The organism is Streptomyces sp. NPDC006012, from assembly GCF_042871185.1.
Classification (GTDB): Bacteria; Actinomycetota; Actinomycetes; order Streptomycetales; family Streptomycetaceae; genus Streptomyces.
Genome location: NZ_JBIAIE010000004.1, coordinates 430,190 through 452,165 on the forward strand (window position 1 = coordinate 430,190; position 21,976 = coordinate 452,165).

At 72.5% G+C, this 21,976-nt stretch carries 11 protein-coding genes; 3 read left to right on the forward strand and 8 right to left on the reverse strand.

Annotated features, from left to right (window positions below):
* Nucleotides 1-207 precede the first annotated feature (207 nt).
* The 6 genes from ACFYPJ_RS11335 to ychF form a co-directional block, all read right to left on the reverse strand.
* A complete protein-coding gene (locus tag ACFYPJ_RS11335; RefSeq protein ID WP_389013930.1) occupies nt 208-984 on the reverse strand; it encodes a type VII secretion system-associated protein in 777 nt (258 codons plus the stop codon).
* A complete protein-coding gene (locus tag ACFYPJ_RS11340) occupies nt 941-13,579 on the reverse strand; it encodes a lonely Cys domain-containing protein (protein ID WP_389013933.1) in 12,639 nt (4,212 codons plus the stop codon). The genes ACFYPJ_RS11335 and ACFYPJ_RS11340 overlap by 44 nt, the downstream gene beginning before the upstream one ends.
* Before the next feature lie 189 nt (nt 13,580-13,768).
* Complete coding sequence (locus tag ACFYPJ_RS11345) at nt 13,769-14,272, reverse strand: hypothetical protein (protein ID WP_389013936.1); 504 nt, start codon at nt 14,270-14,272, stop codon at nt 13,769-13,771.
* A gap of 8 nt (nt 14,273-14,280) precedes the next feature.
* On the reverse strand, nt 14,281-14,535 hold the full coding sequence (locus tag ACFYPJ_RS11350; protein WP_389013939.1) for a hypothetical protein: 255 nt from the start codon (nt 14,533-14,535) through the stop codon (nt 14,281-14,283).
* Nucleotides 14,536-15,112: 577 nt separating this feature from the next.
* The gene (locus tag ACFYPJ_RS11355; protein ID WP_389013941.1) at nt 15,113-15,577 is read right to left on the reverse strand and encodes a CAP domain-containing protein; all 465 of its coding nucleotides are present in this window, start codon (nt 15,575-15,577) and stop codon (nt 15,113-15,115) included.
* Between the two features lie 1,097 nt (nt 15,578-16,674).
* Entirely contained in the window at nt 16,675-17,763 is a 1,089-nt protein-coding gene (ychF, locus tag ACFYPJ_RS11360) for a redox-regulated ATPase YchF (RefSeq protein WP_389013944.1), read from the reverse strand.
* A gap of 170 nt (nt 17,764-17,933) precedes the next feature.
* On the opposite strand from ychF, the gene ACFYPJ_RS11365 reads away from it, so the two are divergent.
* The gene (locus tag ACFYPJ_RS11365) at nt 17,934-18,458 is read left to right on the forward strand and encodes a DUF6542 domain-containing protein (RefSeq protein WP_389013947.1); all 525 of its coding nucleotides are present in this window, start codon (nt 17,934-17,936) and stop codon (nt 18,456-18,458) included.
* A 114-nt stretch (nt 18,459-18,572) separates the two neighbouring features.
* Here the strand turns inward: ACFYPJ_RS11365 and ppgK are convergent, their stop codons facing one another.
* Both ppgK and ACFYPJ_RS11375 read right to left on the reverse strand, forming a co-directional pair.
* Nucleotides 18,573-19,316 carry a polyphosphate--glucose phosphotransferase gene (ppgK, locus tag ACFYPJ_RS11370; protein ID WP_389013949.1) on the reverse strand — a complete coding sequence of 248 codons (744 nt, stop codon included), beginning with the start codon at nt 19,314-19,316 and terminating at the stop codon, nt 18,573-18,575.
* Nucleotides 19,317-19,368: 52 nt separating this feature from the next.
* Nucleotides 19,369-20,385 carry a 4-hydroxy-3-methylbut-2-enyl diphosphate reductase gene (locus ACFYPJ_RS11375; RefSeq protein WP_389013952.1) on the reverse strand — a complete coding sequence of 339 codons (1,017 nt, stop codon included), beginning with the start codon at nt 20,383-20,385 and terminating at the stop codon, nt 19,369-19,371.
* A 90-nt stretch (nt 20,386-20,475) separates the two neighbouring features.
* On the opposite strand from ACFYPJ_RS11375, the gene xseA reads away from it, so the two are divergent.
* Nucleotides 20,476-21,684, forward strand: a complete 1,209-nt coding sequence (gene xseA, locus ACFYPJ_RS11380) for an exodeoxyribonuclease VII large subunit (protein ID WP_389013954.1) — start codon at nt 20,476-20,478, stop codon at nt 21,682-21,684.
* Between the two features lie 9 nt (nt 21,685-21,693).
* Nucleotides 21,694-21,948 carry an exodeoxyribonuclease VII small subunit gene (locus tag ACFYPJ_RS11385; RefSeq protein ID WP_389013956.1) on the forward strand — a complete coding sequence of 85 codons (255 nt, stop codon included), beginning with the start codon at nt 21,694-21,696 and terminating at the stop codon, nt 21,946-21,948.
* Nucleotides 21,949-21,976 lie beyond the last annotated feature (28 nt).

Here is a 21,976-nt window from a genome sequence, read left to right on the forward strand (position 1 = left end):
GATGTCGAATACCGCCGTACGTCCTACCCGCCGGACCCTATCGAGTGCGAGCGCGGCGGCGGGGAGAACCGGGAGCATCGGGCCACCGGGCGGCGGGACCAGAGGAAGACCGAAGACCGACGGAAAACCGGGGGAGGAAGACTGGGCGAGTGACGTCGGGCGAGAACGGCACGGCACGGCTCGAAGGGCCGGGCGGGCGGCGCTGGGTCACTTCCGGGGATCCTCGTCTCCGGCTCCCTCGGCAGCCCCCCTTTCCCCGGCGCCGCGCGCGATCGTCTCCGCCAGTGGTTCCGTCTCCAGGACCGCACCCGCGGGGCTGGGCGGATTGACGTACAGCCGGTGTCCTGGCGGTAGTTGGGGCAGCAGGTCGGCCATCGTCCGGTGGGTGTAGGCGAAGCCTCCCACGACGGCGAGAAGCGCGGGGGAGCTGAAGACGGGGACCACGGGGGTGCCGTCCGAGGCCGTGGCGGTCACCGGCGTCCCGTCGGGCCGGGTCAGCACCGCGAGTTCGGCGGTTGTCAGGGCCTCGGCCACGTCCTCGGGCGGGCCGTAACCGGTGACGGCGCGTTGGAGCGCGGCGTCCACCGGGTCCGTGGGCTCGGGCCAGCCGAGGACTTCCGGGGAGGGACGGTAGGCGTCGTTGTCCTCCCACTCCTCGATCTCCCCGCCGGGTCCGCAACGCCACCGGCCGACCACGGCGAAGCCGGGCGGCACGCCCTCGCCCTGCCAGCCCGGATCGATCGCGCTGATCCAGCGGTCCGGCACAAGCCGAGCGGCTCTGACGACGTCCTCGGGCGGCTCCGGCGGTTTGGGCGGCTCCGGCAGCTTCGGCGGCTCGGGCCGGGCGTCCCGGAGGGGCCACGCGGTCCAGGCGGCCCGGGCAGCCAGGGTGGCCCGGGCCGTGTGGCCGGTCAGGGCCGGTGTGGTGCCGGTATCGGTGTCATCGGCTCCGCTGGGGTAGCCGATGTGATGCGGTGTGGTCACGGGCTGACGCTGTGGCTGCGACGGGCGCTGCGGATGGTGCTGCGGCTGCACGGGGGCGTCCTGACGGTGGGAGAAGGGCACAGGGATCGTGGTCGGGCCGGCGCTGGTCCGGCGGCCCGGACGGGGCGAAGTGCCGTACGACACCTCCCGGTCCGGTGATCGCGATGCGGAGGCCGAGGTCGGACGCGGCCAGGGCGGCGCCCGTCTCCGTGACGGTGACCCGGCTGTCGTCCCACTGCCGCAGCAGCCGGTAGCGCTGGGCGAGAGAGAGGGTGACCTCCCCGGGCGACAGCCCTCCGGCGAGCCCGGCGTAGCCGCGCTGCTCCCCCGTCACCGGCACCCGCAGGGCGTCCAGTTCGGCGGTGGTCAGCCTGCGGCCCGGGCCGGCCCAGGTGTCGGAGGCGAGGTGCGGGGCGTAGCGTCCCGCGCCGGGCTGGGCGAGCCGGGACTCGACCCAGCGGTGGAACGCCTCGCCGGCGTCCGGCCGCGCAAGCAGGGCGCCCAGACCCGGGCGGTGCAGACGGCCGAGCGCGTAGATCCTCAGTGCCTCCGCCAGGGCCCGGGGCAACCAGTCGTCTCTGTCCGTCACCTGCCGCAAGGTCAGCTCGGGGTCCGCCGGGCCGGTGGCGGACGGCTGCTGCGCCCACGGGGCCGCGGTGACGGCACTCGGCACGGGGACGGCGGACCGTATCGCGGGAACGGCAGACCGTATCGCGGGAACGGCAGACCGTATCCCGGGGACCGCGGGCGGATCCCCCGCGGTCGGCGCGGTGGCGCTTGAGGTGTCGGCCGGGTTCGTGGGCGGCAGCGCGAGCGCCTTGGGGCTGCTGGAACCCCAGTCCGTGTACCGGTCGGACGACGGCGAGGCCAGCTCAAGGCTGGTGATCCCCTGGGCCGGGTCGTCCCGGAGTTCCAGCGGGCGCCGGGCCTCGATGGTCACCCGGCCGGCGAAGTCCCGGCTCGTGAGGAGATCACGGAGTTTCCGGTCGGCAGTTCCCAGACCCACGGGAACGACACGGACCTTGCTGACCGACGTCCGCCGCCGCATCACCGGATCATGGCGGATCAGCTCGGCGATCTCCTCATAGGGGACCGACCGGGTCGTACCGTCGGGCCACGGCATGGCGACCGTGTCCGGCTCCGCGCCCGGACCAAGGACCACCACATAGGGCTCGCCCCGGCTCGGCCCCTCGGTCCACGGCGTCGGATGCTCCGACGCCTGACGGCGACCGGTCGGATCGACCACCGTGTACCGCCCGGTCTCCAGCCGGCCGGGGACCGCGCGCGGCGACCAGTTCCGCCCCACGACCACATCACCCGTCGAGACGACCCGGGTGCTGTCGTCCAACGCGCCCTGCCGCTGCAGATCGAAGGCGGCGAGCGCCGTCGGACTGTGGACGTCACGGCCGATCGCCGCCGCCCCGACCGCGGTCCACAGCAACGCGTCCCGGTACGCCGGATCACGCGGATCCGCCCCCGCCGGCAGATGCAGCACCCGCCGCGTGAGCGCAGCCGCGTCCGGATGCCCGTCCACCGCCTCGACCGCCCTGATCACCGCCCACAGCAACGCCCGGCGATCAGCCGGCGTGACGCGCTCGCCCGCCGCGATACCCAGCACCTGACGGGCCCGCTCGTCCGGATCGCCCGACGCCGGCAACACCTCGCGCGCCCGGTCCACCGCGGGCAGCGCGACGAACTTGGACAACCCGGCCTGGCCATCGGCGTCCAGAGCACGACGCGCCGCCCGCAGCGTGGCCCGTACCTCACCCGGATCCAGCGGCCGGGGCGAAACCGGACCGGCCGCCGACGACTGCCCCGTACGCGCCCACACCACCCGCTCCAGCAGGTCGAGCGTGAACACACCGCCGCCGGCGTAGTCCAGGTCCTGCCGCCGCATGACCTCCACGGCGCCCAGGCCCCTCAGCACCTCCCGGTACGCGGCGCGATCGTCCTCCACCGAGGCCCCGAAGATCTCGCGCCCGGCGCGCACCAGCCGCAGCGCGGCCTGACGCCGTTCCCCCGCGTCGAGCCCCGGCTCGTCCAGACCCGCGAGGCGAGCGACCTCGTCCAGGTCTTTCCCCTTCGGCTCCGGTCGCGCCTCCTCCCAGCCCGCCGATGTCCCCTGAACCGTCGTGTCTATCCCGTACGCGGCCCGCGAGCCTTTCGGCCAGAGGACGTGTGACCGCTTCGGGCCGTAGACCCTGCGCTCGTGCTCGTTGGCCAGGTCGCCGATCACGGACAGTGCCGCGAGGCGGTCGGCGACGAAGGGCGTGGGGCTGTCGTAGCCGACGACCTCACCACTGGGCAGAGCCCCCGACCAGCACGAGAGGTGGACGATCGGAACATGCCGGGGAAGCTTGCGCAGACTGGGCCGCCGGCTGAGGAAGCGCGCGGTCGACGGACCCGGCAGCTCCCTGCTGCGGGAATCCGTGTCCGTCACGTCGCTCAGGCCCGGCCTGCCGTGCATCCACGCGATGTACGCCTGGCCCCGCCACGGCACGGGGTACGGGCCGCCGACCGGCTTCTCGGTGACCGGATCGATGGCGTACCACTCGGTGGCCGTCAGCAGTTCCGCGGCACCCCATTCGCGCGTCCGCCGATCGGCGGCGCCCATCACCATCCGGCCGGCCGGACGCCAGTCGAGCGGCAGGGCCACGCTCTCGATCTCGTCGGCGTGCACCGAGGCCCCGTCAACCGTCCGGAGATGGGGCGACGTAGCGGACTCTTCGTCGGCCCAGTCGTCCGGCTCGCTGCGCAGCCATGTGCCCAACGGCGCTTCGCTGTCCCGGTCGTCCAGCACATTGATACGTCGGCGGGAAGTCTGCGGGTCATGGCCGAGCATCGCCGTTCCCGTGTGCGCCCACACATTCCGCCCGGTACGGAACGAGGACCGGCGAGGCAGATCCAGCCCCATGTCGCCCGCCTTCGGCGACACCAGCACCACCGGAACGGCCGGGTCCACACCCGCCAGAGCCGGATCCATGGCGAGCAGCTCGGCGAACACCTCCTCCGAGACCGCCCACTGCCTGCCGTCCGGCAACGCCAGCTCGACCGCCTTGTGGTCACCGCCCGCGGTGGCCACCACGAACGACCGCGTCTTGCCCGGACCCGACGTCCACGGAACCGGGCGGGCAGTGCTGCTGAAGTTCTGCAACTGCACCACGTGGTATGCCGAGGCGTCGATCTCCCCGCCCGACCGGTTCGTCCACTGACGGCCTTCGACGGACCCGTCCGCCCCGGTCAACAGGGTGGCGCCGGAGAACAGACCCTGCCGTCTCAGATGGAAAGCGGTCAGCGCGGCGGCGCCGGTGTCCAGCCGCTCGTCCATCGCGTCGGACACCAGGTCGTACAGGGGGCGCAGCCGGTCCGGCACCGCGCCGGTGCCAGACCTGGTCCCTGGGCCGGGGGTCCCCAGCGGGCTCGGACGCACGGGGTGCTGCCCGGAGCCGGGGCCCGACGTCGGACGGGGCATCAGCAGGTCAGCGACGTCGTCGAGGCTCTGGGCAGGGGGCTGCGGGTCGATGACGTCGAGCCGCGGGAACAACCGCTCCAGCCTGTCGAGCACTCGTGACCGGGAGGACCACTCGACGTCGATGACCGCCCGGCGCCGTGCGCCGCCCCGCCCGCCCGTGTCGGCAGCGGTGCCGCTCCCGCTCTCCGGAGCGGTACGGCCCCCGCTGCGCACCTCGATCGTGAAGTCGTCGACCCCGACGTCCCTGCCCCGGCGCACCGCGGCCGACGCAGCCAGTTCGCGGCCGATCGCGGCGCGCAGCGCGTCGGCCACGGCCTGCGCCCGGAGCCGGCCGGTCCGCTCAGCCTGCCGGGCGGCTCCGGAACCGATGGCGAACCGGGGGCCGTTGCCATGGCCGGTGACGGTGACCGGGGGAACACCGAGTCCGGCACTCAGATCGCGCAGCCCGGTGGCCACGATCCGCTTCGCGTGCAGGTCGATCTCCCGCAACGCGGCCTCGTCGAGTTTCTTGTCCTTCTCGGTGAATTCGACGTACGGCCGGAACGGAATCCGGATCGGCACGGCGGCGGTCACCGCGAGCGCGGCAGCCGGGTGCTGTGCGCTCGCCGCTTCGGGAGTGGGCACGTCTCCGGCCGGCGGGGAACTCCGCAGCGGGGACTTCGTGGTGGCCGGGACCGGCGCGCGTCCGGCGTCACGGACCGGGGCGGGCTCCTTGGCGGTCGGCGGGACATCGGCCGGGCCGGCGATGTCGCCCCGCTCCTGGGGCCGGGGACCGAGATCCTCGCGGAGCCGCCCGGCGAGTTCCCCGGCCGCCTTCCATGACCCGTCGCTCGCCACCAGCAGGTCGGCGACCTGGCGTACGGCACCCCGGTACCGGTCCCCGGCGTACCGGGGGTCGGCGGGAGCGGAGTCCGGGTCCGCTTTCGTGATCAGCCGGACGGCCCTGCTCCAGGTCCGCCGGATGTCCCGCCGGGAGGTGTCCGGGTCGGCGTCGAGCACGCTGTTCGTGAAGTCCGTGTACGCCGTGTCCCAGAGCCGTGTGCTCGCGCGGGCGGCGACGGCATGCAGTTCCTGGGGCCAGTCGTCGGTGCCGAGCATCAGCTTCCGGAGCCGGTCGACGGGCCCGTCGGCGTGGTAGAGGCCCACGGGATCGGCGATGCCGAGACCCGAACGGTCGGCCGGGAGGTCACCGTCCGTCACCTGCTGGGCGATCCAGCGGCGTTGGGCCTCGTCCAGATGCACGACCGGGACGGTGGGCGCGGGCGGGTCCGTTTCCCGGCCCCGGTTGTCCCGTCCGTCGTTCTCCGGGAGGTCGAAGGAACGCCCGCGGCCGTCGGTACGGCCGCCCTCGGCGAACGGGTCGGTCGACGCCGTCTTCGCCGAGGCCACGGTCATGGCCGGTGTCCCGGTCGTCTCCGGTGTTGTCGAGGCCGTCGCCGCCGGTGCCCCGGTCATCCGCTCCGACGACGTCACCAACGGCGGGGGCGGCGGCGGAGTCGTCGGCGCGGGGGGTGCGGGTGCCACGGGTGCCGCGAGGGGTGCGGCTGGCGCGGCCGGTGCAGGTGGTGCGGGAAGCGAGCGGGGCAGGACGGACAGGTAGGAGCCGCCCTGGCGGTACACGGTGGCCTCGCGGAGCGGTTCGGTGGTGTACGGCCCGGCGCCGGAGAACCGCCGTGCGCTGCCGTCCTCCTCGACCACCGTCAGGTTCGCGCCCAGGGTGCGCGCGGTCACCGACGCGGCCAGCACGGCCGTGGCCGCGTCCCAGTGACGGGCCCGCTGCACATGGAGCTTGACCAGGCTGTGCCGCTGGAACGGGCTGAGCTGCTCGCGTACGGCGGGGGTCAGGCGCCCCCCGGCGGCCTCGACGGCCGCGCGCAGACCGGGGTCGCGCAGGGTGCGGAACGGGATTCTGGTCTGCAACTCCCGCATGTGGAACACCGCGTCCGGGTCGAGGGCCGCGTCGGCGGGCAGATCCGGGCTGTGGGCGACCCGTTCGGCCAGCCGTATGTGGTTCACGGGGCGTCCGCCGAGGGAGTGGGCGACGGCGGCGAAGAAGCCGTTGCCGTCCACGTCCGGCCGGTGCAGGTCGTACACCTGGGTCCGGCCGTCAGGGGTGGTGGCGGTCAGAGTGCGGTGGTCGGTGGCTGCGTCGAAGCGTACGAGGGGCCCCGCCGGGTCCGGCTCCCAGGGCGGGCGGGCGTACGCCGGGCGGACCCCCTGACCGGCGGTGGCGGCGCCGTTCCCGGTCCCGTCCCGCTTCCCGTCGGCCCTCCTCCCCCTGTCGTTCTTCCCGTAGGGCCTCGTCCTCCCGTCGGCCCGCTGCTTCCCTTCGGCGTTCCGCCCGTCGGCCCTCTTCCTGCCGTCGGCCTGCTTCTCCCCCTTCTTCGTCCGGCCCTTTTTGGGGGCCGGTGCCTTGGTCTCGCTGTTCGCGGGTGGCGGGGTGAAGACGACCTCGGCCGGTTCGGCGGTGGTGCCGAGCCGCATGCGGCCGTCCACGGTGGCGTTGAGCTGGTGCCAGCGGGTCAGCCGGTCGGCGCCCTCGCGCACCCGGACGTACTCGTCGGCCAACTCCTCCGCTGTGGTGCGCGCGGTCTCCAGTCGCCCGGTGAGAACGTCCAGGTGGTTCTGCGCGGCGTCCCGGGCGGCCTGGGCTGCGGTCACCTCGGCGGCGGCCGCCCGCCGCAGGTCCGACAGCCGGCTCTCGGCCCGTTCCAGCTGCTGGGCCTGGAGTTCGGCCCAGCCGTCGTGGGCGGGGTCGGCGGACCGTACCTCGTCGTGGAGGTGGAGCAGGACCGCGCGCGCGTTGACGATCTGCGGCAGGTTCTCGGGATTGCGGGTGGTGACCGCGGCCAGGTTCCGCTGCGCCTGTTCCAGCGCCGCCTCCAGCCGCGGTCCCTCGCCGCGGCGCAGGTCCCAGTACCTCTTGTCGGCGGCCGTCCACTCCTTGTCCGCCTTGGTGACCGCGTCCCACGCCCTGGAGACCTTCGGCGGGAAGCGGGTGTCGTCGATGAGGCCGAGGTCGCGGGCGACGTCCTCGCGCACCCAGGCCAGGACGGCCGTCTGTGTCTCCACCGCCTGCGGCGCCCGTCGGGTGCCGCCGAACGGGCTGCGCAGCAGCCGTACCGCCCCGCTGTCCTTCACATGGTGGTGGACCGCGGCCACGGTCAGCCACGTGGTGGGGACGGCGAAGAGGAACGAACGCGTGGTGTTCGGCTTGACGTTCACCGAGGACAGCCGGTCACCGCTCGCGGTGAACGCGTCGGAGTCGGTGGACGAGTCGCCGGGGCCGGAGGCTCCCATCTGGTTGTAGCCGGTGTCCTGGGTGGACGTGAGCGGGCCGCCGCCCAACGCGGACTCGGTGGTACCGACGCGGGCCGCGGACATGCCGCCGGCCTGCAGGTGCCGGGTGGCCGCCTCGTGCTTCATCCCGTCGGTGACGGTCAGCAGTTGGGCCCCGTGGAAGTCGGGCTTGCTGTACAGCGTCAGGTCGCCGTCCGCGCCGCCGAAGAAGCCCCGGTCGGTCAGGCCCGGCACCTGGTATCCGCCGGGATTCAGCGTGTCGTCGTAGAACGAGGTCAGCGCCCCGTTGCCGGTGCCGTCCTCCAGGTTCTGCGCGGAGCCGGTGCCGGCTCGGGTCAGCGGGGTGTCCAGCGCCTTCGCCATCAGAGCGGCGCTCGGGCGGCCGGTTCGCGGTACGTCGATGGCGGCGTCGTACGCGCCGGCCAGCGCCAGCGTGTTGGCGGTGTGCAGTTGGTCGAGGCCGACGATCCGGCGGACCTTGAACCCGTTCGCGGGCAGGGTGAACGGCTTCGTGCTGCCGTCGCGCGGATGCCGCACGTCGTGCCAGCCGCCCTCGCCCAGGGTGCGCGGCACGGCCACCTTGCGGGGGGTGCCGGGCGGGGCCAGGACCGGCGGGGCGAGCGGGTCGGCCGCCTGGGCCTCGCCGTCGGCCGGGGCCGGCGGATCGGGGCGCATCAGGCTGAGCGGGTAGTGCTCGATCAGGTCGCCCACGTCGCCTTCGGAGACGATGGACAACCGGCGCCGGCCGGTGGCCTTCCGCACCCACCGTCCGGCACGCTTGCTGATGCCGTCCCCCGTGGCGGCCGTGTTGCCGGAGGTGGCGGCAGCGGCGATCGTTGCGGAATTACCGGCGGTCGTCGCGGCGCTGTTGCCGGTCCTCGCCGTGCTGCCGGTCCTCGCCGTGTTGTTGCCGGTCGTCGCCGTGTTGCGGGTGTCCCTGGTGCGGTCGGGGACCCCCGTGTCCGTGATCTCCAGGCTGAGGCGGAGCCGGTAGCGGGTGACGTACTCGCCGTGTGCCTGGGTGGTCGTCGCCGTGGCGATCCGCACCCCGCCCTCGGCCTGGTACTGGGTCACGTTCTGCTGGGTGGAGCCGATCTCCGAGTAGGTGGGACCCGCCGCCCGTACCGTCTCGTTGCCGGTGTGCACGCCCTCGGTGACGACCGTCCCGATGCTGGCGCCCGAGGCCCGGTCACGGCCCTCCTGGACGGTCTGCGCCGCCTGCCGGTGCTCCTCCAGGTCGACGCTGTGGCCGAGGCCCCCGAACCCCGGGCCGCCGGCCTCGGTGCGGGGCACCCGGACCGGGATCAGTTCCGCACGCGCCCTGGCCCGCCGGGAGCCGATCCAGAACTGCGCGGTCTGCGAGCCCCAGCGGCCGACGCCCGCCGTCACCGAGGAACCGGTACCGACCATCTCCTTGCCGAGCGCCCGCACCACCCGCTCCGACACCAGCCGCATGACGGTGTCCCGGTCCGCCTTGGACAGCCCGAGCGGGCGCAGCTTGCCGTCGAAGTCGGCCAGCACGGACGCGGTGTGCAGGGAGTTCACCGGGAAACTGCCGAACGGGTTGTCCAGCAGCCAGGGCTGCGGCGACCAGGAACGGCGGGTGTAGAGAGGTACGCCGCCGTCACGGCCCGTGCTCCAGCGGTCGGTGAGCAGGCCCAGTCGGTAGGCGCTCCGCTCCGGGACGTGCGCCGTCCAGCCGTTGTCGATCAGCACCCGGCGCCCCGCGGTCCCGGCCAGCCGGCGCCACATGTGACGCCGGCCGGACATCCGCTGACCGATCGTGGAGGAGGCCGCCGCGATCTCGTGCTGGACGTCACCCGTCACCAGGACCTGACGGTTGAAGTCCTTGCGGTTGATCTCGGCGACGGCGTTGCGCAGGACGACGGACACACGGGAGCGGTCGAGCCGGTACGGGCTGATGGCCACACCGTAGGTGCCGGACAGGCCGGGCCCGGCGTCCTGGGCGTGGAGATAACCGAGCTGGCCGCCGAAGAACAGGGAGCTGGTGCGGGAGTTGCGGCCGGCGACCGCGCCGACCCCGCCGATCGTGGTCTCGGTGTTCACCGGGACGGCACCGGTGAGCGCGGTGATGGTGCCGGGCACGATCCGGGTGCGGTGCGCGACGACCGAGGAACGGTTCAGGTACGGCGCCTTGTCCCACAGCCCGGCCACCCGCCAGGCCAGCGGGCTGGAGCTCTGGTCGAAGTTGGCGGTCAGGTACTGGCTCTGGAAGGCCCGCATCACCGCGTCGTGCGAGGGGGCGCCCTCCTGCGCCAGGAGCCACGAGTTGCCGGACGCCTCCTCCAGCGTCTCCTGGGCGGCTTTGACGAGCCCGGGGTGGGAGGTGACGGCCAGGGTGAGGAAGGGGTGCTTCTGGTACGCCGGGACCGGGCGGCCCGCGGCCTGCCGGAACAGGGCGGGGGTGGCCAGCGCCAGATCACGGGCATCCCGGGGCGGCATGCGCAGCGGCCGGGCGTAGCGGGCGCTCGGGGTACGGGGGGTGACGGGCCTGCTGGGGGTGTGCTCCACCGGAATGCTCATCAGCACCCGGCCGACCACCGGTGTCCGGCCGGGCGAGCCCGGCCCGATGAGGGGGCTTTCCTGCTCGGCGAAGACGAAGGGCTGGGTACCCAGCACGTTCAGGAAGAGGGTGCCGCGCAACAGGCTGCGGAACCGCCAGAAGCCGCCCCGCCGGGCGGTCAGGGTGAGCTGGTAGCTGTAGAGGTGCGAGCCCTTGGTGCCGATGGACATGGCCTCGTGCGTGACGCTCGGCCCGTACGAGCTGTCGGAGTCCTGCCGGACGCCGTACCGTCCGCCGAGCGACGCCGTGCCCGCGTGCATCGGCATGCCGATGGTGTCGGTGTCGGAGTCGCGCACCGAGACCAGGCCCTCGGCGCCGAAGTGCAGACCGCGTCCGCCGCCCTGCTGCCCGCCCAGGTTCTCGCTGCCGGGCGCGCTGAACCGCAGCCGCAGATCCTGCTGCGTTCCCTCGAACCGCCGCCCGGTCAGCTTGCCGTCGATCCACACGTACCGCAGCCCCCGGCTGATCCGGCCGGAGTCGACCAGCGCGATCCGCAGGCCGGTGGTCCTCATGGCTTCGAGGTTGCCCGCCATGCTGTGGTGGGTCAGCGTGTTGAGCACCTCCAGGGAGTTGGAGAGCACGATCTGGAAGTGGTCGGCGTCGCGCCAGCGCGGGTTGCGCGGGTTGAGTTCGGCGAGCGGGGCGACCAGGTCCGGGTGGACCCGGGCGACCTCGTCCAGCATCCGCTCCGCGGCGTGTTCGGCGAAGGTGCGCTCACGGCCGCCGTAGAGCCGGGTGACGGCGCCGTCGGCGAAGGTGAACTCCTCCGGGCGGGCCATGCCCAGCGTCGTCGGGTCGTCCTCGGTCAGATACGGCGGCGCGGCGGGCTCGGCGGCGCGCGGCGGACCGCCGAGGCCGGCCAGCCGGCGGGCCTCTGTGGCGGTCATCCGCTCCACGGCCCAGGTCTGGAAGGTCCGGCTGCGCGGCGGCAGGCTCCAGGTCTGCGGCGGGTTCTTGCGCAGCTTGCCCCGCCGCCCCCGCCCGTCACCGCGCTGGTCGGGCAGTGGGGCCTTGGTGTCGGGCGGCGCGGTGACGGTGATCGTCTTCTGGACGACGTACACCCCGGTGGGGTCGCCCTTGGCCTGCCCCGCGGTCTTGACGGCGCCGGTGCCGCCGGTCGTGGAGGTACGGCTGCGGGAACTCCCGTAACGGGTGTTCAGGCCGAGCAGCACCCTGAGGTCGAACCTGCCCTGGCTCAGGCCGAAGAGGTGGAAGGCGGGGCCGACCGCGCCGCCGATGTCGAGGTTCGAGGACCGGCCCACCACCCGCTCGTTGCGGACCGTCGCCTGCATGATGTCGCGCAGCTCGGCGGCCCTGGTCTCGCTGATCCGGATCGCGTCGCCGGAGCGGACCTCCACGGAGAAGACGCCGAGCGGCGACTGACCTGCCGAGTCACGGAAGAGGGGCGGTGTGGTGGTCTGCCCGGCGTTCAGGGTGCGGCTCATCCGGTGGAAGCCGTCCGTGGAGAAGAAGTCGCTCAGCTGCGAACCGGCGACGCTGTCGGACTTGACCCCGGCCTGTCGCAGCGTCCAGTCACGGACGTGCGCCAGCGGGCCGAAGGCCTCGGTGCCGACCAGGCGGAAGGAGGGACGGCCGCCCAGGTCCATTCGCTCGGGCAGCGACTCGGGGAGCCGGGTGTCGTGGGTGAGGCTGTCGGCGAGCCGGATGGCCACGCCGTCCCGGACGGCGAAGCCGAAACCGGCCGCGCGCCCGCGGCCCGGCCCGACGGCCTTGCCCGTGTCGTCGACGGGACGGCCCCGGCGATCGGTGACCGTGGCCTCGTACCAGACGTCCCCCAGGTGAGAGTGCGACCCGTCGGTGGTACGGGTCTCGGCCTGGTTGAGCACCTGGTTCTGCATGTTGTACTGGGCCCGCTTGCCCCAGGACTTGCGGAAGTGGAACCGCCCCCAGACGTGGAACTTCTCCTTGGCGGGCCCCAGCGGCACGGTGGGCACCAGCGAGGTGGACGTACTGTTCACGGCGGCCCGGCCGGTGGCGCTGACGTACCGCTGCATGGTGTCCAACTTGACCGGATTGGCGTAACCGAAGGTGAACCGGGACCAGTTCCCGTACGGGCGGGCCCTGACCGTGACCACCCGGGTACGGCCGTCGACGGTGCGGTAGGTGAACCGCTTGCCGTCGCCGGAGAAACCGCGCGGATTGCGTTCCAGCGCCCACAGCACGTCGTCCTGGAGACTCCGCTGCGGGGTGCGCCGCCGGTTCTTGGAGGCGGCGGGAACCAACCGCCCCCGGAGCCCGCCGACGATCTCCGCCGCGACCTGGTCGCGCCCGCGCAGCTCGGGATCGCTCTGACCGAGCGTGTAGGAGCGGGCCCGGACGTCGGCGGGCAGGCCGGGCAGCAGGGAGTCGATGCCGCCCATGTAGGCGGGCAGCCGGGAACCGTCGGTGAACCGCACCGGTCCGCCGCCGTCCACGGGAGCGGGCGGCAGGTCCCGGTCGATGCGCGGCGGTCGCCGCCGGTCGAGGTCCTGGCCCACCCAGGCGGGCAGCCGGGTGCCGTCGGGGCGGCCGGTCGCCGGGCCCGACACGCGCGGTGGTGGAGGAGGCGCGGGGGCGTCCTCCGGGACGGTGGTCAGCGGGGTGCGCCCCGCGCGGCTGAGCGGCGGCGCGGGGGGCCGGGATCCGCCGCCGGGGGCGCGGGAGGGGGTGCGGGCGGAACGGGGGGTGCCGGGGGAGGTTCCGTCTGGGGCGGTTCCACTGGTGGAGGTCCCGCCGGTGGAGGTCCCGTCGGTGGAGGTCCCTCCGGAGGGGGTTCCGTCGGTCGTGGTCGGGGGTGCGGGCGGGGGCGGCGCCTGCCGCTCGGTCGACTGCGTGGCCGGTGGTGCGGACGGTGCGGCGGGCTCGGCGGCCGACGCCTTGACCGCGGGCACCGCCCGGCGGGCTGTCTTCACTGTCCGGCTGTTGCGGAACAGTTCGCCGTCCTTGATCCGCTTCGGTTCCATGGCCGCGCCGAAGCGGTGGTCGAGATCGGCCTGCTGTTCCACCAGCGTCCGGAAGTCGCTGAAGTAGTAGTCCGTCCCCGGCGTCTCGCGGGTCCCGGTGGTGTGCGGCGCGGGGGCGGGAGCCGACGACGTCGGAATGGCATCCGCGGCGGTGGGGGTGGCTGAGGTGGTGGGGATCTGCCTCGCTCCCGCGCTGCCGCCGCCGGGCATCTCCGTGTCGAAGTCCTCGTCGCCGCCCTGGGCGTTCTGGTTGCGCCCGAGGGTGCCGTCGTGCAAACCTCCGGCGTACTGGCCGGCACCCCCGGCATTTCCGTTTACATGCCCGTTTACAAGCCCATTGACATGGCCGCCGGTATTGCCGTTGGTACGGCCACCGACATGACCGTCCACAGGGCCCTGGGCGTTAGCGCCCGTGCGGATGGACGGCATGGCCTCTGGCCATGCGTCAGGTTCGAGCGGCATCGGCTAACCCCGTCGGCCGCCGTCGCAGTTCCCGCTGACGCCGTACTCACCCGACAGCCGACCGGCGTCGCCGGCGATGCCGCCCTGGGTGCCCCGCACGGTCCCGAGGTCCATCAGGATCGCTCCGCCGGTCCGTCCGAGCACCTCGCCGGGGGCCTGGAGGGAGTCTGTGACGGAGTCCCGGTTCCGCAGGAAGTCCTCGCGGATCGTGCGCCCGTTGCCGCCCTCGCCGGTCCAGCCGGTGTCGGCCATGACGGTCCTGAACGAACCAAGGAGGCCCCGGGTGTACGTACCCAAGTCCGTGATCGTGGCCTGGCCCTGATGGATCTTCTCGGGATCCACGCCGAAGGTGCCTTCGCCGCCCACACCTGCCTCCTCGGTCTCGACCAGTACCCCCGATGACGCCGCTGAGCAGCGGCGAAGCGTCCCGCCGACGGGACCCATCGGCTCGCCCTGCGAGCCCACCGTGACCTCCACCGAGCCGTCCTCGGAGACCACGGAGGACATCAAGGCCCTCATCTGCCGCTCGGCCTCCGCCACGGCGGCCGGTACCGGCCGCCGTGCTCCACCAGGCTCGAATCGAGGGTGCCGATCCCAGAACCGGAGAGGACGTCGAAGGCCGCCGTCCCCCTCGGGTCCTCCGCCGCCGCGTTCGCCCTGCCGACGGCCGCGCTCGCCACGCCGGAGCCCGCGTCGCCCCGGTACGAGGATCCGCCGCTCGGCCCGAGACCCGAAGTTTCCGATGACTGCCGCACACCGGTCTCGCTCACGCTGCCCCTCCTCTGCTCCGCGACGTCACTGGCGCCTCTCCGGCCGGTCGAACCGCCGCGCGCCGGACAGCGGCGTGACGCTTGCCGGTTCAGGTACCGAGGCGGAAAACCGAAGGAGCGTCTGACGCAATTCCCGACCACATTGGCTACTCACCTAATCGTAAAGAACACCAATTTGACCATGCAACAGTTCCCACCCCAAGGCACACAAGCATTAATGCCACGGCCCCTTTCATTCACCTTCTCGTCATCTTTCGGCATCCCGGACAACACTTTCAAAAAGTCAACTCGACTGTGAAATAAGGGAGTTGCTGTCAATGGCCTCAGTTCGACGGCGCGGACGACTCCGAGCGTGACCGGCCGCGGTCGGACCACCCCGCACAGGGGTGCGGGGAACGGCACGACCGGCCACCCGCCGTCGCGGGCGGCTCGACGGCGGAGCCCCGTCCGGCACGGCGCCCGGCTCCGCCGGACGGCGATGGGACGGCGGGGCGGCGCCGCAGGTCCAGCGCCCGCAGGTACCCGTACACGCCGCCGTCCCGCAGCAGTCATGACCGCACTCCGCGCGGACGGCAGGTCAGTGAGCGGCGAAGTCCTGCACCCACATGCGCCGGTAGGACGGTCCGTGCACGGCGACACCGGTGTGGCGGTAGGCGCAGTTGAGAATGTTGGCCCGGTGATCAGGGCTGCGCAGCCAGCCCTGGACGGCCTCTTCGGCGTCGTGCGGGCCGAGGAAGATGTTCTCGCCCGCCAGGTGCCAGCGGTAGCCGGCTTCGCGAATACGGTCGCCCGGACGTGAACCGTCGGAGCCGACGTGCGAATAGCGGTCGTGCCCGACCAGGTCGCGGGCGTGGCGGCGGGCCGCCCGGCCGACCGCCGCGCTGAGGCGCAGCGGGCGGCAACCGGCTTTCACGCGGGCCTCATTGGTCAGTTGCAGCAGACGGGTCGCCGCGCCGCCCCCGCGCGGACGGGCGGTCGCCGGGTTCCCGAAGGCCAGGACCGAGGCCAGCAGCAGGGCCACAACGGTGATCGTTTTTCGCATGGAGCCTCTCTTCGCGGCAGGGTCGGCCCCGCGTGGACACGTCGTGGAACTGGGGCCGGGCGGGGCGGAGACCGCTCCGCCCGGGGCGCCGGGCGGGCCGGGACCTGGGAACACGGGGAGGAAGGGGACGGCACCCGGCCCGCGCAGCCGGCCGGGAGCGCCGCCCGGGTCAGGGATTTCCCAGCGGCCGTGACGTATGCGCCTCCCCTGTGCGGTGCACCACTGTGGGTGACGGGGTGTCCCCCGGTGAGGGACGACTCCGCACGTCTGACCCCGGCTGACGAACACCAACTCCGGTATCCGACAGGCGACTTCGCGACCGCCGGGGCCCGTACCCGAAGGAAGGTGTGCACCGGCGGGTGCCGGGGGCTCGGTCACGGCTCGAACGTGTGCCGCGTACCGACCCGCTCCGGGAGGAGGCGCCGACCGGCGGGGGAGGTCGGATCGTTTCGCCGGCAGCCGGATCCCCTCGCCTTGGCCTATCGAGATCGCCACGAAGGCAGCGTGACTTCCGTGGAGAGCCGGATGCTCGGAGACGGGCACGTCCGGTTCGGTGAGCGGCTTGGGGAAACGGGCCCGGAGAGACCCGGGTACCGCGCCCCAAGCCGACTCTCCTTCACCAGCGTCGACTATGAATGGGCAGCAGAGCGCGCCGCCAGGGGAACGGCGACCCTCCTCGTTCAACCCAACCCCCACCTCGGGCTTCAGCCCGAGCACCTGACCGAGGTCACCGCGTGGATCTCGCAGTTACCCACAGCCCGCGCCGCCTGACGACTGATGCCCTCGCTGCCACGAGCAGCGAGGGCATCAGGTTGCGCTGTGGGTTCTGACAGCCTGGGCGCCGTTCAGTTTCTGAACACGACCACCGTTCAGAAACTGAACGGAAGGCACCGCTTCCTCAGGGAACGAGTCGGGCGTTCCCCGAGGGAACCCTTCCGCTGTTCCCTCGGGGGAGCATGTCGCACGGGGAGGGCGACGAAGCGGCGTAGCCGCTCCCCCGCACGCTGACGGAAGTCAGCACGCTGCGGACCCTGCACGGACGGCAAAGGCCGCCCAACCCGCTCCGCCGCAGGTCAGACGGCCTTTCGCCGGACGTATCAGACGTTGAACCGGAACTCCACAACATCCCCGTCCTGCATCACATAGTCCTTGCCCTCCATCCGCGCCCGGCCCTTGGCGCGGGCCTCGGCGACCGAGCCCGCCTCCACCAGGTCGGTGAAGGAGATGACCTCGGCCTTGATGAAGCCCTTCTGGAAGTCGGTGTGGATCACGCCGGCCGCCTCGGGGGCCGTGGCGCCCTTCTTGATGGTCCAGGCGCGGGACTCCTTGGGGCCGGCCGTGAGGTACGTCTGCAGGCCCAGGGTGTCGAAGCCGACGCGGGCGAGGGTGGCCAGGCCCGGTTCCTCGGCGCCGACGGACTCCAGGAGTTCCAGCGCGTCCGCCTCGTCCAGTTCGGCGAGGTCCGCCTCCAGCTTGGCGTTGAGGAAGATCGCCTCGGCGGGGGCGACCAGGGCGCGCTGCTCGTTCTTGAAGTCGTCGTCGGTCAGTTCGTCCTCGTCGACGTTGAAGACGTAGAGGAACGGCTTGGTGGTGAGCAGGTGCAGGTCGTGCAGCAGCTCGGCGCGCTCGCTGCCCTGGACGATGCCCTGCGTGAAGAGGGTGTCGCCCTTCTCCAGGATCTCCTTGGCCTCCTCGACCGCCTTGACCTTGGGCGCGACGTCCTTCTTGATCCGGGACTCCTTCTGGAGGCGCGGCAGGACCTTCTCGATGGTCTGCAGGTCGGCGAGGATCAGCTCGGTGTTGATCGTCTCGATGTCGTCCTTGGGCGAGACCTTGCCGTCGACATGGACGACGTTCTCGTCCTGGAAGGCCCGGATGACCTGGCAGATCGCGTCGGACTCACGGATGTTCGCGAGGAACTTGTTGCCCAGGCCCTCGCCCTCGGAGGCTCCCCGCACGATGCCTGCGATGTCGACGAAGTCGACGGTGGCCGGGAGGACGCGCTGCGAGTCGAAGATCTCGGCCAGCTTCGTCAGGCGCGGGTCCGGGACACCGACCACACCGACGTTGGGCTCGATCGTGGCGAACGGGTAGTTGGCCGCCAGCACGTCGTTCTTGGTCAGGGCGTTGAACAGGGTCGACTTGCCGACATTGGGCAGGCCGACGATTCCGATCGTGAGCGACACGTTGCGACTTCCCGTACGTGAGTGGGCCAGGGGGCCAGGAGTCCGGCCGATCCACCAGTTTACGGCGTGGCGGACCCGGCCCCGGCGCTGCCGTCGAACACAGAGGCAAGCTCCGCTCCACGGCGTGTCTGTAGGGCCATTCGGCACATTAACCGACCTAAGTTGGTCCAGTGGAGCAACACAGGACGCGACCCTCGCAGCACGGACCGCGACGCGGCACGCCATCGACGCGGCTGCCGCCCCAGGCCAGGCGGGGTCCGGCGGGCGTACGGCCGCCCGCCCAGCGGCCGGCGTCTCCGCCGCGGCCACCGGGCCTGATGCCGGGCCCCCGGCTGACCGGACTCGGCGCGGGACTGTTCTGCGCGGTGCTGATGTTCCTGCTCGGCTGCCTCGACCAGTTGCTGTTCGGGGCATCTTTGACCGGGTACGGCGTGCTGTTCCTGCCGGTGTGCGCGCTGACCGCGCTGTGGGTGCGCGGGGCCGACCTGCTGACGGCTCCGGTCGTGGTGCCGATCGCCTTCCCGGTGGGGCTGCTGCCCGTCGCCGACAGCGGTGGCGGGATGCTGGGCCGGCTGATGGGGCTGGTCACGGCGCTCGCCACGCAGGCCGGGTGGCTGTACGGGGGGACGTTCATCGCGAGCGCGATCGTGATCGTACGGCGGATCCGGCTGGTCAGACGCCGGCGACGGGCCTGAACGGCCGGAGCCCCCGCCCAGCACCACCTTGACCCGGCTCACCCGACCAGCACCACGTCAACCGCCCTTCCGCGGCGGGCGCCGCCCCGCGCCAGGCGTCGCCCGAACCGGACCTCAGTGCCGTGAGGCGTGCATCGCCGCGCCCACGATCCCCGCGTTGTTCTGCAACTGCGCCGGGACGATCTCCGCCCGCACACCCTTGATGAGGGGCAGGAACTTGTCCGCCTTGCGGCTGACACCGCCGCCGACGATGAACAGCTCCGGGGAGAACAGCATCTCGACGTGCGCGAGGTACTTCTGCACCCGCCGCGCCCAGTGTTCCCAGGTCAGCTCCTGGTCGTCCTTGGCCTTGCTGGAGGCCCGCTTCTCCGCTTCGTGACCGCCCAGCTCCAGATGGCCCAGCTCGGTGTTGGGCACCAGAGCGCCGTCGACGAACAGGGCGCTGCCGATGCCCGTACCGAAGGTGAGCAGGATGACCGTGCCGCCGCGGCCGCGGCCCGCGCCGAAGCTCATCTCGGCCACACCGGCCGCGTCCGCGTCATTGACGACCGTGACCTCGTGGCCGCCCAGCCGGTCGCTGAACAGGGCGCGCGCGTCCGTGTCGATCCAGCTCTTGTCCACGTTGGCAGCCGTACGGATCGTGGCGCCGCCGCTGACCACGCCCGGGAACGTCAGCCCGACCGGGCCCGTCCAGCCGAAGTGGTCGACGACCTGCTTGACGCCGTCGGCCACCCCGTCGGGCGTCGCCGGGTGCGGAGTGAGCACCTTGAAGCGCTCCTGAGCCAGGTCGCCCCGCTTCAGGTCAACGGGCGCTCCCTTGATCCCGGATCCGCCGATGTCCACGCCGAAGATCTGCATGGCCCCACGTTACGACGGACGACTGACAGTCACTCGCCGAGCGGTCCGCCGCTCACGCGTCCGCCGTACCCGACCCGCCGCGCTGGGCGACCAGGGTGGCCGCCTCTTCCCGCAGGTCGCGGCGCAGCTCCTTGGGGAGCGAGAAGGTGATGGACTCCTCCGCCGCCCGCACGATCTCCACATCCGCGAAGCCGCGTTCCGCGAGCCATTCCAGGACCTGCTCGACCAGGACGTCCGGAACGGAGGCACCGGAGGTCACACCGACCGTGCTCACGCCCTCAAGCCATGCCTCGTCGATCTCGCTCGCGAAGTCCACCAGGTACGCCGCACGCGCGCCCGCGAGCTTGGCGACCTCCACGAGCCGCTTGGAGTTGGAGGAGTTGCGGGAGCCGACGACGACGACCAGATCCGCTTCTTCGCCCATCTGCTTGACGGCGAGCTGGCGGTTCTGCGTCGCGTAGCAGATGTCGTCGCTGGGCGGCGAGAGGAGCTGCGGGAACTTGTCCTTCAGCGCGTCCACGGTCTCCATGGTCTCGTCCACGGAGAGCGTGGTCTGCGACAGCCAGACCACCTTGGACGGATCACGGACCGCCACCTTGGCGACGTCCTCGGGGCCGTCGACGAGCTGGATGTGGTCCGGGGCCTCACCGGAGGTTCCGATGACCTCCTCGTGGCCCTCGTGCCCGATCAGGAGGATGTCGTAGTCCTCGTCGGCGAACCGGACGGCTTCCTTGTGGACCTTGGTGACCAGCGGGCAGGTGGCGTCGATGGTGGCGAGCCGGCCGTGCTCGGCCTCCTCGTGGACGACGGGGGCCACGCCGTGCGCCGAGAACATCACGATGTTGCCCGGCGGCACCTCCTCGGTGCGCTCGACGAAGACGGCGCCCTTCTTCTCCAGGGTCTGGACGACGTATTTGTTGTGCACGATCTCGTGCCGTACGTAGATCGGGGCCCCGTACTGCTCAAGGGCCTTCTCGACGGCGATCACGGCGCGGTCCACGCCGGCGCAGTAGCCCCGGGGGGCGGCGAGCAGGACACGGCGGCCAGGCAAGGCAGTCATGGCAACCATCGTAAGGCCGCGCCCCGGCGGGCCGGAGGGCGCCCGGGGCATGGGCCGCGAGGACGCCGGATTGTCACCGGGGCCCGTTACTCTCGCGGCATGGCTGTGAACACGTCCGCTGAGACCCCGCTGCCCGTCGGTGAGGTGTCACGGCTCATCGGGGGATGGATCGACCGGCTCGGCGCGGTGTGGGTCGAAGGGCAGATCACGCAGTTGTCGCGGCGGCCCGGCGCGGGCGTGGTCTTCCTGACGCTGCGCGACCCGTCGTACGACATCTCGGTGAGCGTGACCTGCTACCGGCAGGTGTTCGACGCCGTCGCCGATGTCGTCGGCGAGGGCGCGCGGGTCGTCGTGCACGCGAAACCGGAGTGGTACGCCCCGCGCGGGCAGCTGTCGCTGCGGGCCGCCGAGATACGGCCCGTGGGGGTCGGCGAGCTGCTGGCCCGGCTGGAGCAGCTGAAGAAGACCCTGACGGCGGAGGGGCTGTTCGCGCCGGAGCGCAAGCGCCGGCTGCCCTTCCTGCCGCAGCTCGTCGGCCTCGTCTGCGGTCGTGCCTCCGCGGCAGAGCGGGACGTGCTGGAGAACGCCCGCCACCGCTGGCCCGCCGTCCGCTTCGAGGTGCGCAATGTGCCCGTGCAGGGCGTGCACGCGGTGCCCCAGGTCGTGCAGGCGGTCAAGGAGCTGGACGCGCTCGACGCGGTGGACGTGATCATCGTCGCCCGGGGCGGCGGCAGCGTGGAGGACCTGCTGCCGTTCTCCGACGAGCAACTGGTCCGCGCGGTCGCCGCCTGTCGTACGCCGGTGGTGTCCGCGATCGGCCACGAGCCCGACAACCCGCTGCTGGACTTCGTCGCCGACCTGCGCGCCTCCACGCCGACCGACGCCGCGAAGAAGGTCGTCCCGGACGTGGGCGAGGAGCTGGAGCGGGTGCGGGTGCTGCGGGAGCGGGCGCGGCGGTGCGTGCAGGCGCTGGTCGAGCGGGAGGAGCGAGGTCTTGCGCATGCGCTGGCCCGGCCCTCGATCGAGGATCCGCACCGGATGGTCGACCAGCGGGCGGACGAGATCGGCGCGCTGCTCGACCGCGGCCGCCGCACCCTGGGCCACCACCTCGACCGCGCCGACTCCGAGCTGACGCACACGCACGCGCGCGTGGTGGCCCTCTCCCCCGCCGCGACGCTCAAGCGCGGGTACGCGGTACTGCAACGGGCCGACGGGCACGTGGTGCGTGACCCGCAGGAGGTGACGGCGGCCGAGGCACTGCGGGCACGGGTCGCCGAGGGCGAGTTCACGGTACGAGTCGACGCTTAGGGTGAACGGATGACCGGCAAGGTGGAAGAGGCGCTCTCGTACGAGCAGGCGCGGGACGAGCTGATCGAGGTCGTACGGCGGCTGGAGGCGGGCGGCACGAGCCTGGAGGAGTCCCTCGCGCTCTGGGAGCGCGGCGAGGAGCTGGCGAAGGTGTGCCGGCGCTGGCTGGAGGGCGCCCGGGCCCGGCTGGACGCCGCCCTCGCCGAGGAGGAAGAGGACGGAGACGGGGACGGGCAGGGGGAGCGGACGGCCAGCGGCGGGTAGGGGCGCAGCCACGAACGAGAACACCACC

What these genes read in the sequence shown, in the direction of transcription:
- ppgK (WP_389013949.1), bottom strand. Translation starts at nt 19,316, where the DNA reads ATGCAGATCTTCGGCGTGGACATCGGCGGATCCGGGATCAAGGGAGCG.
- ACFYPJ_RS11355 (WP_389013941.1), bottom strand. Translation starts at nt 15,577, where the DNA reads ATGCGAAAAACGATCACCGTTGTGGCCCTGCTGCTGGCCTCGGTCCTG.
- xseA (WP_389013954.1), top strand. Translation starts at nt 20,476, where the DNA reads ATGGCTGTGAACACGTCCGCTGAGACCCCGCTGCCCGTCGGTGAGGTG.
- ACFYPJ_RS11345 (WP_389013936.1), bottom strand. Translation starts at nt 14,272, where the DNA reads ATGTCCTCCGTGGTCTCCGAGGACGGCTCGGTGGAGGTCACGGTGGGC.
- ACFYPJ_RS11385 (WP_389013956.1), top strand. Translation starts at nt 21,694, where the DNA reads ATGACCGGCAAGGTGGAAGAGGCGCTCTCGTACGAGCAGGCGCGGGAC.
- ACFYPJ_RS11375 (WP_389013952.1), bottom strand. Translation starts at nt 20,385, where the DNA reads ATGGTTGCCATGACTGCCTTGCCTGGCCGCCGTGTCCTGCTCGCCGCC.